Raw genomic sequence first — 16,157 nt, forward strand, 5'->3', positions numbered from 1 at the left:
ATGAACTTGAAAATGGCGACAAGTGGGTCGATACCCCTTCAGGCAACCACGAAGAACAGGTCATCAAGGATCTGTTGAAGAAGGTTTACGCAGAAGACAAGCAGCACTGGCACAAGGTTGTGAAGGAGTGGCGCGGCGTTTCAGAAGAGACGACCACGGGCGTTCACCGGCTCTATCAGATGCTGGAAAAAGGCACGCTGCTGGTTCCGGCAATCAATGTGAACGACTCCGTTACCAAGTCGAAGTTCGACAATCTCTATGGCTGCCGCGAGTCACTGGCCGACGGCATCAAGCGCGCAACCGACGTGATGGTGGCGGGCAAGGTCGCGGTGGTTTGCGGATACGGCGATGTGGGCAAGGGCTGTTCGCACTCTCTCCGCGGCATGGGCGCACGCGTGATTGTGACCGAGGTCGATCCGATCAATGCGCTGCAGGCTGCGATGGAAGGATTCGAAGTCACCACGATTGAAGACACCCTGGGACGCGGCGACATCTACGTCACCTGCACGGGCAACGTGGACATCATCACCCTCGATCACATGAAGAAGATGAAGGACCAGGCCATTGTCTGCAACATCGGTCACTTCGACAACGAGATCCAGGTAGACTTGCTCAACGCGGAAAAGGGCGTGGAGAAGCTGAACATCAAGCCGCAGGTGGACAAGTATCACTTCCCCGACGGACACGAGATCTTCATGCTGGCCGAAGGCCGCCTGGTGAACCTGGGTTGTGCGACGGGCCATCCGAGCTTCGTAATGTCAAACAGCTTTGCCAACCAGACTCTGGCGCAGCTCGACCTGTGGAAGAACAAGGACACCTACAAGGTCAACGTCTACACGCTGCCCAAGAAGCTGGACGAGGAAGTAGCGCGGCTGCATCTGGAAAAGATCGGTGTCAAGCTGACGACGCTCTCGAAGAAGCAGGCCGACTACATCGGCGTTCCAGTGGAAGGCCCTTACAAGCCGGAATTCTACCGTTACTAAATTCGAATCAGACTGAGAGGGTCGCTCACACGGCCCTCCTCAGTTTCCAAAACGGGTTCCGAACGTATGGATCTGCAGCCAAGTTTTTCATTCGAGTTGTTCCCACCGCGCACACCAGAGGGCGTGGCTAAGCTTCCGGCTGCACTTACTCAACTTGCTTCACTGGGCCCCAACTATTTTTCCATCACGCACGGCGCTGGCGGTTCCGACCAGGACGGCACGTACGACACGCTGGTCACGGTGGTCGAACACACCGGCGTAGAGGTTGCGCCGCACCTCACCTGCGTGGGTTCAACGCGCGTGAACGTTGCCCGATCGCTCCATCGTTACCAGCAAGCAGGTGTGAAGCGCATTGTCGCTTTGCGTGGAGACTTGCCACGCTCTTCCGCGAATTCCTCGGCCCCCGGTGACTTCCACTATGCCAATGAGCTGGTCAGTTTCATCCGCGAGACTTGTGGAGACGCCTTCAAAATCGAAGTAGCCGCCTATCCTGAAACTCACCCGGAGGCATCCTGTCCCGGAGCAGACTTCGAGAACTTTCGCCGCAAGGTGGATGCGGGCGCCGATGGGGCGCTGACACAGCTTTTCTACAACGCCGATGCATACTTCGACTTCATCGAGCGGTGTGAAAGGGCAGGCATCAATATTCCCATTGTGCCGGGAATTATGCCCATCACCAGCTACGAAAGGACTCTGCGCTTCTGCACTTCCTGCGGCGCCGATTTGCCCCGCTGGGTGCGCCTTCGCCTGGAACAGTTGCAGAATGACAAGCCCGCTTTGCTCGACTTCGGCCTGAATGTGGTCACCCGCTTGTGCGAAGCTCTGCTGCGCAACGGTGCACCCGGACTGCACTTCTATACCATCAATCGAGCCGAACCAACACTGCGCCTATGGGAGAGCCTGGCCCTGGCAGTCCCTGCGTGAGCGATTGAGCATCGACTGAGATGTCGTAGGATTGCCGCATGAAGACGCGCGCACGCGAGATCATCACCTTCCTGATTCTTGTCTTCCTGTTCAGTTCCCTTCCGTATTTCCTGATGATCCATGCGCATCACATCGGTGCGGGCAATGGACTCGTGGTTCGGCTGGTAATGTGGTGCCCCGCGGCGGCGGCCCTTGCCACCTGTGCGCTATTCCGTATCGATGTGCGCACGCTGGGCTGGGGTTGGCGACCGGTGCGTTTTGAGGCACTCGGCTACTTCCTGCCCCTGCTCTACGCCATTCCGGTTTACGTCGTCGTTTGGGTCGCAATTCCGGCATCATTCGCGCTTGCGGCCTTTGAAAAGGCGGCAGCCGCGTCGCTCAACATGCCTTCATCGCCGCATTTCGCAACATTCGGATTGATGATTCCAATGCTGGCGACGCTCGGCGTGATCGGCAGCGTAGCCAATGCTCTCGGCGAAGAGATCGGCTGGCGCGGATTTCTGTTGCCGCGACTCACAGGACAATTCGGATTCACGTTCGGCTGCGTGATAAGCGGACTGATCTGGGCCACGTGGCATTATCCGGGCCTGCTCTGGTCCGACTACAACGCGGGCACCAAGCCTGTGTATGCGCTAACCTGTTTCACACTCATGGTCACTGCCAACGCATTCATCATGGGCTGGCTGCGTTTGAAGTCGGGCAGCCTGTGGCCATGCGCGCTACTGCATGCCAGCCACAACCTGTTTATTCAGGCCATCCTCGACGGGATCACCGCACCGGCCGGGCGTTCGCTCTATTACACAACGGAGTTTGGCTGCGGGCTTGTGCTCGCGATCGGCGCCGTTGCGGGCTACTTCTGGAGCCGCCGCGGCGAACTGCCGCCTTCGGTTTCCAACGGTCATGCGGTCGCTGTCACCTAGATTACCGTCCTTTTCCCCGACTGGATCGCGAGTAGGTTGCCAGCCGTCGGCGCGGTCTCTTCTTTATGCGTTCCTGATTTGGAATTCACCGCTTCTGCCTTACTATGGCTGTACTCCGCAGGTCCTTTGCTTGCGAATCGACATTATTTTGCCATCCTCACAACTGCTAATCAATGACACAGCGGCGACACCGACGCTACCGGTTGGGAACGTCGGCAATGAAGGCGCGGAGATAGGAGTTGCATGCCGCTCGAATGGTTGGATCACTTCGGCTCGATTGCCAGCATCCTCGGATTGCTGATTGGGATTCCGACCATTGTGGCCGCGTTCTACCAGGCCAGTAAGGCGCGGCAGGAGGCTCGCCAGGTGCGCGAAGGAACGATGCACAGCCGCGATTGTCTTGAATTCATCGTGAGAGATGGAACAACGGTCAACATCGTGCCGCTGGAGACTCTGAACTGGTTGCCACGCGAAGGGGACCTCCTGCTTCTCCCTGGAGACGGCGTAAACGGCGAAAGCGAATGGCTGCCGGCAGCCTACCTGGTCGAGTCGATTGAGCATTTTTATGCTCCCGCGGCGCACAAGAGGCGGCGCCCGCAAGAGGCGCGGCTCACAAAGGTAGTGTGCATGGTCACCACACTGAACCCGACGTTTGCCAATGTAGACCTGACCGACGACGCACTCAAAGAGAACTCAGAAGAGGTAGCGTGAGCAGGCTGAGCTCGCCTACTGGCGATTTCTGCTGCGCAGGCGCTGGTAGAGGCGCCACGTTGCGCTGTGCATGAGACGAGACTGCTCCGCTTTCAATGCGGCATAGGAGCCCTTGACGTAGATGTCGAACTCAGGTGGCCAGCCGATCGTTGATCTGCGCTCCACGTGATCGCCGTTGGCCCACTTCGCCAACACCGCCTTGTACCCCACCACGTGGGTAACGAAGTCGAGAAGGCATTGCGGCATTCGCTCTTCAATAATGAGGTGGGCGTTCTCGATGATCACTTTCTCGCGAATATCATTCAGGGGCGTGAAGATCGTGGTCATCCACAGAATCCATTCCGCCATCTCCGAGTCGAGAATGGGATCGCTCTTTTCCTTGCCCTGGCGCTTGAGCAAAGAGCGATAGGCGATGTTCCCCGCTTCAGAGGCGACGTAGAGCGGCCCGTAGAACTCGTTGATGCGCTTGTTGACAAGGTCCAGCTTGTCGCGGCGTCGGGCAAGCATGTGGGCACTTAGAGATGTAATGAAATAGCCGCTGAGCGCGAGGATGACCGTAAGAATAGCCGCATTCTGCAATACCGTGGGAACCGACAATAAATCCATTGGAAGCTCTCACCTCGGCGAAAAGTATACGCGGCCTTTTGGCCGGCGTCCTGTGATCGTCGACAGATGCGATGGGAGATTCCGTTTTGGGATTTGCCGTGCCGGTCTACTGGGTGTGCTTCACCGGGACGAATTTGGCTTTTGCAGGAACCAGGGTGATCTCGAATATCTTCGGCCAGAGCTTTCCGGTGACAAAGAGCCTGTCGTGTCCACCATCGTACGCGATGCCATTGAGCACGGCTTCATCGTCGGTGAGTTGGCTGCGCGGCATCAGGCCTTTCAGATCGATCCAGCCGACGACACGGCCCGTTGCTGGCGAGATGCGGGCGATGCGATCGGCGTGCCAGATGTTGGCGTAGATTTCGCCGTGGATGTATTCGAGTTCGTTGAGTTCCTTGACTGGCTTGCCGTTGTCTTCCACGGTGATGCGGCGGGTTTCGTGGAAGGTTTCGGGATCGAAGAAGCGCAGGGTCGCGGTGCCGTCGCTGAGGATGAGCGATTTTGCGTCGTGAGTAAGGCCCCAGCCTTCTCCGTTGTACGAGAAGGTGCGCAATAGTCGGAACGTGGAGCGGTCATAGACGAACGCGATGTGCGATTGCCAGGTTAGTTGCACCAGAGTGTTCTTCCAGTCCGTCAGGCCCTCGGCGAAGTATTTGTCTGACACGAGCTGCATCCGGAGGATGCGGCCGGTTTCAAGATCTTCTTCGCGCAAGGAGGAGCGGCCTTCCTTGCCGGTGCTTTCGTAAAGATGTCCGTCGGCGTAGAAGAGCCCCTGCGTGAACGCCTGCTGGTCGTGCGGGTAGGTGTGGACTATGCGGTAGGTTTGGGATGTTTGGGCCGACGAATTCGAAACGGGCGAAAAAACGAGCACAAACAGGACAACAGCCCAGCAAGATTGGAGACGCGCTCCAAGTTCCTGGAATTTCATTGGCCACCGTGAAGAGGCCCGAATATGCGTGCCGACATCACGGACATCATCAGCACGCCAGCGCCGAACGCGAGCGCGTGTTGGACCTTGTACAGGTCAAAGCTGCCGACGCGGAAGATGAGCAGCCACGCAAGCAGGAGATTGAAGAAACCCCAGATCACGTTGACCGTAGAGGACGACAGACCTTTGCCGGGCGGCTTGGCAAAGGGAGTTTGGAACGGTCGGCCGGAGACTCCGTTGACAAGGTGCGGAATTGCGTTGGTGATGAATGCCCCACCGAAGAAGTATGCCGGATAGACGTACCAGTGCATGATCGCTCGCTCTCGGCCGCTGAAAGGTACCCTTTATTTTAGCTTGCGCCAAGGTAAACAAAGCGCGCGAAGACTCGATTCAACCATTCCTCCAATTCCAGGTGTCAAGCCCCCTGGGTCCTTCAAACTCGCGTATTCACTTCCAGCCATTCGACTTCCAGCCTGCCGCAACTTTGCAGGTAATTTCCTCTCTCAGGCGCACAATCGAATAGATCGGAGTTCTCATGGCGACGCACATCCCTAAACGTTTCGGAGATGGAAAGTGTATGCCTCATTCAGCGAGCCGCATGCGGCATTTGCCGCCGAGCCCATCCGCCAACAACAGAAAATGTCACACCCCCCTCCCCCCTCCCCCTGTGAAACTGTGAAGGCCACGAATGCTGGCGGATAAACCTAATGGCATCATTGGGTCTCTCGCTGAAATTCCACAGTTTCACAGATCTTGTGAAGCTGTGCTCCGCGAATACAAGGCCGGTTGTCTCTGTGGAACTCCTCTATCGCTGACGAGAATGCGTAGCGCGGCCGCACTCGCGCGCTTTCCCTCTAACTCGCGCCCAGATAGACGAAGCGCAGTGCGAAGAGCACCGCGAGAATATAGAGAAGCCAGTCCTGCTTGCGCCAGTTGCCGGTAGCGAGATGCAAAACAGCCCACGCGATGATGCCGAATCCGAGGCCGTTGGCGATGGAGTAGGTAAGCGGAATCAAAATCAACGTGAGAAACGCGGGGACGGCGACGAGCGGCTCGTGCCAGCGAATCTCGGTGATGGTGGCCAGCATCATTGACCCCACAAGAATCAGTGCGGGTGCCGTTGCAGCGGCGGGAACGACGCCGACGAAGGGCGCCGCGCCGACAGCGAGGAGGAAGAGCAGGCCGGTGACGATGGCGGTAACACCGGAGCGGCCTCCGGCTGCGACTCCCGCGGTGGACTCGACGTAGCTGGTAACAGTGGACGTTCCGGTCAGCGAGCCAAAAACTGTGGCCGTGGCGTCGGCGAACAGAATGCGGTTGAGGCGCGGAATGGAGTGATCGGCTGCGATGAGGCCGGCGCGCTTGGTGACGGCAACCAGGGTACCGAGGTTGTCAAAGAGGTCGACGAAGAAGAAGACGAAGATGATTTCAAGCAACCCTTTGGAGAGTGCGCCGCGAATATCGAGCTTGAGGAATGTGGCGCCGAGCGCTTGAATGCCGCCGCCCTGATTTGTCCAGTGAACAAGGCCCAGTCCCCACGCGATTCCTGTGGTAACTAGAACGCCAATCAGGATGGAGCCGCGAACTTTTTTAATTTCGAGCGCTACCATGAGGGCCAGTCCGAAGAGCGCCAGCGCCGTGGTGGGGTTGCGAATATTTCCCAGGCCAACGAAGGTGGCAGGGTCGCTGACCACCAGGCCTGCGTTGCGGAAGCCGATGAAGGCAATGAAGAGGCCAATACCGCTCGCTACCGCGGCGTAGAGTTCATGCGGGATCGATCGCAGGATCATCTGGCGGATTCCGGCGGCGGTGAGCGCGAGAAAAATAATGCCGGAAAGAAATACCGCACCGAGCGCCGTTTGCCACGGGATATGCATCTTCAGGCAGACGGTGTAGGTGAAATATGCGTTGAGGCCCATGCCGGGCGCGAGTGCGATGGGATAGCGGGCGACAACTCCCATCATGATTGACCCGAACGCCGCTGAGAGGCAGGTGGCCGCGGTAACAGCAGGCAGAGGCACGCCCGCCGCCGCGAGGATTGCTGGATTGACGAGTACGATGTAGGCCATCGTGAGAAACGTCGTTACGCCAGCCAGGATCTCGGTGCGCCAGTTGGTGCCCAGATGCTTGAATTCAAAATAGCGTTCTAAGAATGCGAGCATTTGCAATGTTCTTAGAAGAGCACACGCGCGACGCATCGCAAAGTGATTTATGCGCCAGAAAATAAGGATGCTCTAAAGAAATTCAGGCGGCGAGCTTGCGCGATTTGCGCGTGCGCAGAATCCAATCCATCGATCCGCCCTGGATCACGATGGAGAAGACGACAACGAGGTAGGTTGCGCCGAGGATCCATGAGCGACCGAAGCTTGCGGGCACCGAGAGGGCGAGAGCGATCGATAAACCGCCTCGCAGTCCACCCCAGGTGAGGACGAAGAGCGAACTGCGGTAGTCCGGCTGGCAGATGCGCGCTACAAACAGCAACAACGCCACGGCGCCGAAGCGCACGAGGTTAACCGAGACAATAGCGCTGAGTCCCGCGCCAACTGCGGTCCTGTCTACGTTGATGGCCATCGCTTCGAGACCAAGCAGGACAAAGAGTACGCAGTTCTGGATTTCATCGATCACTTCCCAGAATCGATTCACCTGCTCATGGTTGATGCGATTGTCGGGCACCAGGCGATTAAAGTGGCGGAGCGCTATTCCGGCAACGACGGCTTCAAGTGGCGCGGAGAGATGCAGCTCATCCGCTAGAACGTATCCGCCCAATGCAAGAGATAGGGTGAACAGGATGTCGATCCGGTAGGAGTCGACCAGGCGCATGAAATGCGACGTAATGAATGCTGCAACGATTCCAACAAGTACCGCCCCCCCAGCCTCGGCAACCAGCAGACCTGCGACGTGCCACGGCGTTGTCGCATTGCCGCGTGCGATGGCCAGCATGGTGATAAAAAGCACGGCGCCGATTCCGTCGTTGAAGAGCGATTCGCCTGCCAACTGGGCCTGTAAGCGCCGTGGAACGCCGGTGCGGCGCAGCATTTCAAGCACCGCAATGGGATCAGTGGGACAAATGAGCGCGCCAAAGATGAAACACTCCATCCACGGCAATCGGCCAGCGCTCAGCAAATGCATGAACGCAGCAACCAGGAGGAAGCAGATCGTTGTACCTGCGATGGAGAGAAGAGAGACCGTAAGCTTTTCTTTGGCGAGTTGTTCAAGATCGAGCAGGAACGCGCCGGCGAACAGCAACAAAGGCAACATGCCGTGCAGGATCAGGGTCTCAAAGTTGATGTGCAGCATCAGGTCGGCTGCCCGCTGATGAATCGCGGGAACGCGCGTGGAGGCCAACATGAGTACGGATGAGATCACCACAGTGAGCAGCATGGTCCCGATCGTGACTGGGAGCCGGAGCCAGCGCGAGCTCACGAGACCAAACACGGCCGCCGTCGCAAACAACAGGCTCAATATTGCCAGGGTGCTCATGCGTGCGCTGCTTGCCTTTTCTTTTGAAGTTTCGCTTCGAGTCCTATCGTACAGAAAAGATCAGCGGAACGTGAGAATTCGCCCCGCGAACGAGATGCGCAGAGTCGCGGTCGCAGCGGTGCGAAAACAAACCGTCTTCTCGCGCTAAAGCAGCTTTGCAGCGTCTTTCGCGAAATAGGTAACGATGAAGTCGGCGCCGGCGCGACGGATGCCGATCAGAGATTCAAGCATGGTGCGATCGCGCTCGAGCCAGCCTTTTTCAAAAGCTGCGTGCATCATGGAGTACTCGCCGGAGACCTGGTAGGCGCCGATGGGAACGTCGAAGTTTTCGCGCGCGGCATGCACTACGTCGAGGTAAGGCATTGCCGGCTTCATCAGGATCATGTCCGCGCCTTCTTCGAGGTCGAGGTCGATTTCGCGCATGGCTTCGCGCAGGTTGGCACCGTCCATCTGATAGCTGCGGCGATCGCCAAACTGCGGCGCGGAGTCGGCTGCTTCGCGGAACGGGCCGTAGAACGCGGAGGCGAACTTTGAGGCGTAGCTGAGGATCGGAGTGTTGGCGTTGCCGTCTGCATCGAGAGCTTCGCGAATGGCGGCGACGCGGCCATCCATCATGTCACTGGGCGCAACGATATCGGCGCCGGCACGTGCGAGGCTTGCACCGGTGCGGGCGAGCAATTCAAGCGAGGGATCGTTGTCGACGTCGTAGCCGCCGTCTTTGGTTTGAACGACCACGCCGCAGTGGCCGTGGCTGGTGTACTCGCAGAGGCAAACGTCGGCAATGAGAACGAGCTTCTTCGATGCAGCATTTTTCTTGATCGCGCGAAGGCCTTGCTGAACGATGCCGTTGTCGTCCCAGGCGCCGCTCGCCTTTTCGTCTTTGCTGTCGGGAAGGCCGAAGAGCAGGAGACCGCCGATGCCAAGGGTTGCGGCCTCTTCGGCGTCGCGTACGGCCTCATCCACAGAGAGGTTGAAAACGCCGGGCATCGAACTGACCGGGTTGCGCACGCCCTCGCCGGGGCAGATGAACAGAGGGTAAATCAGGTCGCCGGGGTTCAGCGTGGTTTCGCGAACCAACGCACGAAGCGACTCAGTGCGACGCAGGCGGCGCAGGCGCATTTCAGGAAAAGGCATGTATAAATTGTAAGCCAGCGTGGATTGCTACCGAAGTGACGAATCACCTTGACGGAGCGCCGCGATTTGAAAATACCGCTTCGCGCGTGCCACATCCCTGAAAATTTGTGCCTTCAGGGCCTCGGTTGAAGGCCACTGCATCTCGCCCCGCAGGCGGAGCAAGAATTCAAGGTTGAGCGGCGTTTCGTCGGTAAGATCGATCGGCTCAAAGTTGAGGATGTGCGTCTCCACGCCGAACCCAACGCCCTCAAATGTCGGCCGATTGCCTACATTGGTCACGGCTTCAAAGCATCTGTCGCCGACTGTGATGCGAGTGACATATACGCCGAAGCCGGGCAGCAACCCTTCATACGGCGCCAGGTTCACGGTAGGCACCAACAGCTTCGTCCCCACGCCGCGACCCTTTGCTGGATGAGAATGCACGCCGAAGACACGCCCCAGCATCCAGCGCGCGCGGCGCATGTCTCCGGCGGCGATCAGGCTGCGAACCGCCGAGCTCGACACTTCCAGCCCGTGGACGCGCACCGCGGGATGCACCTGCACGTTAAATCCAAACTCCTCGCCAAATGCGCGCAGTTCGTTCACGCCTGCCTTCGCACCGTGTCCGAAACGGAAGTTGCTGCCTTCGTGAATGCCACGGACCTGCAGAACGCCGACGAGGAAGTTCCGGACAAAGTCTTCCGCTGTCACGCGGGACAGCACTTCGTCGAAGTCCAACACCAGAATCGCATCGACGCCCGTTGTTGCCAGCAGCTTCAAGCGTTCCGGCAAGAAGGTAAGCAGCCTGGGCGCGTCTTGGGGATAGAGGAACTGCGCGGGGTGAGGTTGGAACGTGATGGCGATCGATCGCATGCCGCGCGACCGTGCCTCTGCTGCAGCCGCACCCAGAATCTGCTGATGCCCGCGATGCACGCCGTCGAAGTTTCCGATGACCGCGGTGGAGGGTCCGAAGTCACGCGGCACGGCGTCGAACGAGCGATATACAGGAACCACCGGGTTTGGATTGGGACTCATCGATTCGCGGCTCATGCGGTTGTTGTCCCCAGGTCAATGGGAAAGCTAAGCCCGTCGTAAGCCATCCGGATATTGTCGGGCAGCTTGGCATTCGTCTCTTCGTGGCCCAACTCATGTGCAATGTGGGTCAGCCAGGTATGTTTTGCGCCGATGCGTCGCGCCCACTCCACCGCCTGCTCTACCGTGGCGTGGCTGGGATGCGGTTTGTGACGCAGCGCCGAGAGAACTACATGATCAAGACCCTCAAGCAACGCAAAGCTGCGGTCGGGGATGGCGCTCACGTCGGTGAGATAGGCTGCGCGTCCGAATCTAAACCCGTGAATCTCCTGCTGCCCATGTAGTACGGGCACGCGCTGAAAATCCACGCCGAACAGGGAGGTCAGTTCATCGAGTGGCTCGATGTGTACGCGGGGCCGGTTTGGGTAGGTGGCTTTCGGCGAGAACGTGTAGTCGTAGATGCGACGCAATGTCTCTTCCGTCAGCGGCGCCGCGTAAAGCGGGATCTGTGCACCCTCGCGAAAGACCGTGAAACTTAGTGGCCGAAGGTCATCGAGGCCCAGAATGTGATCGGCATGGCCATGCGTATAAAAGACAGCATCTACGCGTGAAAGCTTGTTCCGGAGAGCCTGCTCACGGAAATCCGGGCCTGTGTCGATCAGCACGACGCGCTGCCGGCCGCCATGCTCCCATTGCAGCAGGACAGATGGGCGCAGGCGGCGGTCGCGCGAATCCGCGGATGTGCACACCGCACAGTCGCACCCCAGCGTAGGAACCCCCATGGAAGTCCCGGTTCCCAGAAATGTCAGCCGGCCTTCCATTCCCGCTAGTGTTTTTCCGGTTTGGGAGGAGGTGCCTGCACGCCCTGCAGCGAGATCATCTTGGTCAATTCAAGGAAAGTCATGCGTAGCTCGAACAAGACTGTATCCAGCATGCGTGTTTCGACGGGGGAGAGGTTGCCCCTGGTTTTCTCTTCCAGCACGCCGAGCAGATCGATGCTCTGCCGGGCGCCGATGATGTCGACCCGCGGCCGCTGGCCCTCTGGCGTTGCCGCGCCCATCTGCATCAGGGCTGAAAGATACAACTGCTGCACCAGGTGCTCGAACTTGATCGGCGGCTGCGCTCCCATGGTGGGATTCTGCGCGCGCAACAGGTCTTCAACGCGTTGCGCCGAAGATTCGTAGGCCGTCGCCTGCTCGCTTTTCTCCTCCGCTGTCGGGGGAGGCGGCATTTCGCCGACGAGATCGTTCTCAGAGGCCTCATCTAACGGTTCCGCTTCAGGCGCCCTGGCACTTTCCGTTTCCACCAATTGCGGTCCCGCAGACTTTATCTCTGGTCCAGAGGCCGGTTCCGCAGCGGATTGGGAAGCGGGGCTATCCTGCTCCTCTTCCTTCTTGATCTTGCGGCGATCAATGACTTCGAATTTCGGCGTATCAGTCATAATCCAACTTTCCAATTACTTTCGATCATAAAGCCGGCAGGTTGTCCAGGATCTTTGCGGTCCCGGACGCCGGTCCGGCGACATAGGTCAATGGCTGGTTCTTTACTTCGGCCTCGCTGCGTACCATTGCGAGCGCAAAACGGCGAGTAGCGGCACCGAGCGGCAACTCCGCCGCGCTTGTGATGGCCCCTGCTGACGCACCATCCAGAAAGAGTTCAACCCCAGCCTTGGCGAGCGGGCCATCGAGTTCCAGTTGCCGCAGATGCCGGTGAACACTTCCGCGAGAGCGAATGCGCTCCACAATTTCCTGCCCCAGATAGCAACCCTTGCTGAAGTGCAGGGCACGTGTCTGCGAAGTCTCCTGCGGCAGGTCGCGCTCGGCGATATCGATGCCGTATGTCGGAATTCCCTCGGCGACGCGAAATGCTTCCAGCGCCACTGCCCCCACCGGCGTCGCGCCTGCGGTTGACAGCGCCCGCCACAATAACGTCAATCCAGCCATTGGCGTGCCGATCTCAAAGTGGTCGGCCAAAGTCCCGTAAGCGTGGTAGATGCGCAAATCAAGCCCGTTCCACTCGACGCGCTGCCAGGTCATCGGGATGAGCGGCACCGTCAAGCCCATGCGCGCAAGAACCTCGCCGGACAGCGGCCCGGTTAAGCCAACGGTCGTTTCGGTCGTGGGATCTACCGATACCAGTTCCACGTCATCCATGATGATGAAGTGGTCGAAGTGCGCCATCAGCTTCTCGTACTGATCGGCCGCTATCACCAGATCAAGCGTTTCGCCCTCCCGCCAGACCGTGAGGTCTCCCTGGATACGCCCTTGCGCATTCAGCACCAGGTTCCATGCGCCGCCGTTCGCGGGCAGATCGTTGACGGTGTTTGTTACCATCCCGCTTAACCAGCGGAAGCTATCTTCGCCGCGCACGTTGACCCGCCGCATCCAACCTAGATCGTGTGCCGCAGCTCCCTTCGCGAGGGCCGCTGTTTCTTCGGCTGGTGCGTCAAATCCGTGTGGGGTAAATGCGCCATGGAACTCGATCAAGCGGGGCGCATTGGCGGCCGAAGCAAGTGGCGTGGCAAGCAGTTGTGCGGCAAGCGGGGTAGGCAGAACGGTTACGGCAAGATTCTCGGTCATAAAGTCAGCATTTTTACGAGCATTGCACGCTTTTCATGAGGAAAGTTCGCGCTGCTGTGCATCCTGATTATAGCCTTGTGATGAGATGCCAGCCGCGCCCATAAGGCAGTCCCGGAACCCCAAGGAGAGACAATGAGCAAGCGGTACCAAATCAGCAATTTAACCAGGGGTTTCTTGCGTCTGATGGCGGCGGTGTGTGTCGTAGCTGCCATGGCCGCGGCGCAGACTGCTGTGCCACAGGCACCGCCCGCTCCTCAATCTCCTTCTACCGGGACGGCTCCGCAAGGAAAGTCCAACGCTCAGTCCGCGCAAAAGCCGAAGGACGAATCCGCAAAGACCGCCGAAACGCACATCACGCCCGCGGAGGCGAAGCAGCTCTTCAGCCTGGTTGACGAACTGCTGAAATTTTCCTCGCAGGAATCCGGTTTTCCCATCAAAAGCGAAGTCAAGCGCCAACTCACGACCCGCGCCGATGTGGAGCATTATCTGACCGAGAAGTTCAATGAAGATGAAGACGCCAAGCGCATGCAGCGCAGCGAGATTGTGCTGAAAAAGTTTGGCCTGCTGGATCGTGACTTCAACCTGAAGCCTTTCCTGTTGGCGCTTCTGAAGGAGCAGATCGAGGCCTATTACGATCCCAAGACGAAGACAGTGAACATGCTCGACTGGATTTCGGTCGACGAGCAGAAACCCGTTCTGGCTCACGAACTCACCCACGCGCTTCAGGACCAGCACCTTGATCTCGATAAATGGAGTGACCAGACGCCTCCCGACGTTTCGCTCACTTCTTCAGAAGATAGCGATCACCTGGCGAAGGACGAACTCGATACCGCGCGCGAGGCTGTGACCGAAGGACAGGCGACCGCGGTAATGATGGACGACATCCTGAAGCCGATGGGCAAGAGCCTGATCGGAGATCCGGAGATCGTGGAGTACATAAAGCAGCAGATGGCGGGTTCGGAAAACTCTCCCATACTCGCCCGTGCTCCCCTGCTGCTCTCCGAGTCACTCCTCTTTCCTTATCGCGAAGGACTCAGTTTCGAGCAGGATGTGTGGATGGATCGCGGTCAGACAGCCGCATTTACCGGAGCGCTGGATCGTCCTCCGTCGTCCTCGTGGGAGATCATGAACCCTCGGGAATACGAGCAGGGGCATGTTCCCGCTATTCCATATCTGCCTGATATTCATCCCCTTGTCGACAGCACCTACCGTCCCTACGATATCGGGCAGGTGGGCCAGCTCGATGTGCACATTCTCACCGGACTCTTTGGAGGCGACAGCGCGGCTCGCGACCTGACGCCGGCTTGGGATGGCGGCATCTACTGGGCCGGACAGCGCTTGAACGCGACTCCAGCGGAACAGGCCAGCACCCGGTCGATCTCGCTTTTCTACCTGTCCGTATGGAAAAACGCGGCGTCGGCGCAAGCATTCGTCCACCTGTATACAGACGAACTGGGCCGCAAATACTCCGGCCTCAAGCCCGACAAAACGGCTGCCAAAGCTTCAGACAACACGGATGGAACCGTGGAACAGGTCTACAGCTCCGACGAAGGACCGGTTGTTATGACCCGGCGCGGCAAGCTGGTGTTTGTCTCAGAAAGTTTTGACCTGCCCCTGGCCCGCAAACTTGCCTCTCTCATTCTTGGTGCACAGGGCAGCGGCCCGCTTCAGTCCGCCTCCGCGGGCAGGCCCTCGGCGCTTCCCGGAGCACAATTCCGGGCCGCCAATTTCGTTCCGAGCGAGACCTTGACAGCTCCCGTGGTGCACTTTCTGTCGGATTGCGGGGTTACCAAAGCAGTGGTTGACGCCGCACTTATGGCCGCACACCCTGACGCGATGGTTCCTTTCGGTCGGAGGTGACAGCAGTTTGGGCTTGAATTCGCGGGTAAACTCTGCTGTTCTGTCTCAGAGTCCCCATCGGAGAATGCGAATGAAGGCCCTTCCTCTTCTTTTGTTCTGTGCCGTTACGATGACGCCTCCCGCGTTCGGACAGGCCTTTGGAGAATCGATCCAGCTCAGTCAGCCCGCCGTAGGCAAAGTCGGCTCCGCGGCGACCGTCCCCGCCGCCCCGCTCAACTCACGCTCCGGCCTTCCGCAGCAGGGTGGAGTGCAGGTGGTCAACGACATGTATCGCGGACTGCCGGATTGCCATTGCGCGCAGCCACCCATGTTTTTGCCGAGCCCCCGGGAAGTGCCTTCCGGCACGCAGGTCGTCCTTTCCAGTCCAAGTCCCACGGCAGTGATTTACTTCACCACCGATGGCTGGACGCCAACGGAAAACTCAGCGCAATACCGCGATCCAATTGTGATCACGGGGAACATGCGCATCCAGGCTTTTGCCCAGGAACCCGGGAAAGCGCCAAGCCGCGTCGTGGCCGCCAGCTACACGATCAATGGTCCCGCTGAGCCGCTTCCGGCGGATGCATCTGTTTCTGGTTCAACTGTGACCAAAGGTACGCAGATTCGTTTGCAGACCGGCAACCGCGTCACTTCTGAAACAGCGAATGTGGGAGATCAGTTTTACCTGCTGCTCGATCAAAATCTTGTGGTCAACGGGAATGTTGTCGCTCGCCGCGGTATGTCGGTGGAAGCCATGGTTACCTCTGTTCAGCGAGCCGGACAGAATGGCAAATCAGGCGTCATCGTATTCCGCTTGACGGGAATCAATGCGCATGGCGTCACCATTCCGCTCATTGGAATCTATACGCTGGTTGCGCCTGATATCGGTTCACAACTCAACCACATCTCCGATACGAGCTTTGTGCACGTCGCCGGCCCGCTTCCTCCCGGGAATGAAGCGAAGATCGAGCCGGGCATGATGCTGACAGCTTCCGTCGCGGCCGATGTCTCGATTCGGCAGTAGCGTTACGTTGCCGGCACC

16 protein-coding genes are annotated in these 16,157 nt (G+C 58.7%); 6 read left to right on the forward strand and 10 right to left on the reverse strand.

Going from position 1 to position 16,157, the window contains the following annotated elements; all coding sequences use genetic code 11:
• The 4 genes from WA354_RS04935 to WA354_RS04950 all read left to right on the forward strand — a co-directional run.
• Positions 1-983: adenosylhomocysteinase (locus WA354_RS04935; RefSeq protein WP_472811896.1), on the forward strand; the 983-nt coding region annotated here is incomplete at its 5' end.
• A gap of 66 nt (positions 984-1,049) precedes the next feature.
• Positions 1,050-1,907 (forward strand): methylenetetrahydrofolate reductase [NAD(P)H], encoded by an 858-nt coding sequence (gene metF / locus WA354_RS04940; RefSeq protein WP_472811897.1) that lies wholly within the window; start codon positions 1,050-1,052, stop codon positions 1,905-1,907.
• A 38-nt stretch (positions 1,908-1,945) separates the two neighbouring features.
• Complete coding sequence (locus WA354_RS04945; RefSeq protein WP_472811898.1) at positions 1,946-2,827, forward strand: lysostaphin resistance A-like protein; 882 nt, start codon at positions 1,946-1,948, stop codon at positions 2,825-2,827.
• A gap of 243 nt (positions 2,828-3,070) precedes the next feature.
• Positions 3,071-3,538 carry a hypothetical protein gene (locus tag WA354_RS04950; protein WP_472811899.1) on the forward strand — a complete coding sequence of 156 codons (468 nt, stop codon included), beginning with the start codon at positions 3,071-3,073 and terminating at the stop codon, positions 3,536-3,538.
• Positions 3,539-3,553: 15 nt separating this feature from the next.
• Here the strand turns inward: WA354_RS04950 and WA354_RS04955 are convergent, their stop codons facing one another.
• From WA354_RS04955 to ygfZ, 10 genes are all read right to left on the reverse strand, one after another.
• Positions 3,554-4,144, reverse strand: a complete 591-nt coding sequence (locus WA354_RS04955) for a hypothetical protein (protein WP_472811900.1) — start codon at positions 4,142-4,144, stop codon at positions 3,554-3,556.
• Positions 4,145-4,250: 106 nt separating this feature from the next.
• Positions 4,251-5,072 (reverse strand): glutaminyl-peptide cyclotransferase, encoded by an 822-nt coding sequence (locus tag WA354_RS04960; RefSeq protein WP_472811901.1) that lies wholly within the window; start codon positions 5,070-5,072, stop codon positions 4,251-4,253.
• Positions 5,069-5,383 (reverse strand): hypothetical protein, encoded by a 315-nt coding sequence (locus WA354_RS04965; RefSeq protein WP_472811902.1) that lies wholly within the window; start codon positions 5,381-5,383, stop codon positions 5,069-5,071. The genes WA354_RS04960 and WA354_RS04965 overlap by 4 nt, the downstream gene beginning before the upstream one ends.
• 543 nt (positions 5,384-5,926) lie before the next feature.
• Positions 5,927-7,234 (reverse strand): NCS2 family permease, encoded by a 1,308-nt coding sequence (locus tag WA354_RS04970; RefSeq protein WP_472811903.1) that lies wholly within the window; start codon positions 7,232-7,234, stop codon positions 5,927-5,929.
• 82 nt (positions 7,235-7,316) lie between these two features.
• Positions 7,317-8,552, reverse strand: a complete 1,236-nt coding sequence (locus WA354_RS04975) for a cation:proton antiporter (protein WP_472811904.1) — start codon at positions 8,550-8,552, stop codon at positions 7,317-7,319.
• A gap of 144 nt (positions 8,553-8,696) precedes the next feature.
• A complete protein-coding gene (gene hemB / locus WA354_RS04980; protein ID WP_472811905.1) occupies positions 8,697-9,686 on the reverse strand; it encodes a porphobilinogen synthase in 990 nt (329 codons plus the stop codon).
• Between the two features lie 27 nt (positions 9,687-9,713).
• A complete protein-coding gene (locus WA354_RS04985) occupies positions 9,714-10,715 on the reverse strand; it encodes a bifunctional riboflavin kinase/FAD synthetase (RefSeq protein WP_472811906.1) in 1,002 nt (333 codons plus the stop codon).
• Complete coding sequence (locus tag WA354_RS04990; protein ID WP_472811907.1) at positions 10,712-11,518, reverse strand: MBL fold metallo-hydrolase; 807 nt, start codon at positions 11,516-11,518, stop codon at positions 10,712-10,714. The genes WA354_RS04985 and WA354_RS04990 overlap by 4 nt, the downstream gene beginning before the upstream one ends.
• A gap of 5 nt (positions 11,519-11,523) precedes the next feature.
• Complete coding sequence (locus tag WA354_RS04995) at positions 11,524-12,138, reverse strand: DUF1844 domain-containing protein (RefSeq protein WP_472811908.1); 615 nt, start codon at positions 12,136-12,138, stop codon at positions 11,524-11,526.
• Positions 12,139-12,163: 25 nt separating this feature from the next.
• Complete coding sequence (gene ygfZ, locus WA354_RS05000) at positions 12,164-13,276, reverse strand: CAF17-like 4Fe-4S cluster assembly/insertion protein YgfZ (protein WP_472811909.1); 1,113 nt, start codon at positions 13,274-13,276, stop codon at positions 12,164-12,166.
• 132 nt (positions 13,277-13,408) lie between these two features.
• Here ygfZ and WA354_RS05005 point away from each other — a divergent pair, with 132 nt between their 5' ends.
• Both WA354_RS05005 and WA354_RS05010 read left to right on the forward strand, forming a co-directional pair.
• The gene (locus WA354_RS05005; RefSeq protein WP_472811910.1) at positions 13,409-15,136 is read left to right on the forward strand and encodes a hypothetical protein; all 1,728 of its coding nucleotides are present in this window, start codon (positions 13,409-13,411) and stop codon (positions 15,134-15,136) included.
• 70 nt (positions 15,137-15,206) lie between these two features.
• Positions 15,207-16,139 (forward strand): chitobiase/beta-hexosaminidase C-terminal domain-containing protein, encoded by a 933-nt coding sequence (locus tag WA354_RS05010; RefSeq protein WP_472811911.1) that lies wholly within the window; start codon positions 15,207-15,209, stop codon positions 16,137-16,139.
• Positions 16,140-16,157 lie beyond the last annotated feature (18 nt).

Source organism: Occallatibacter sp. (assembly GCF_049802275.1).
Classification (GTDB): domain Bacteria; phylum Acidobacteriota; class Terriglobia; order Terriglobales; family Acidobacteriaceae; genus Telmatobacter.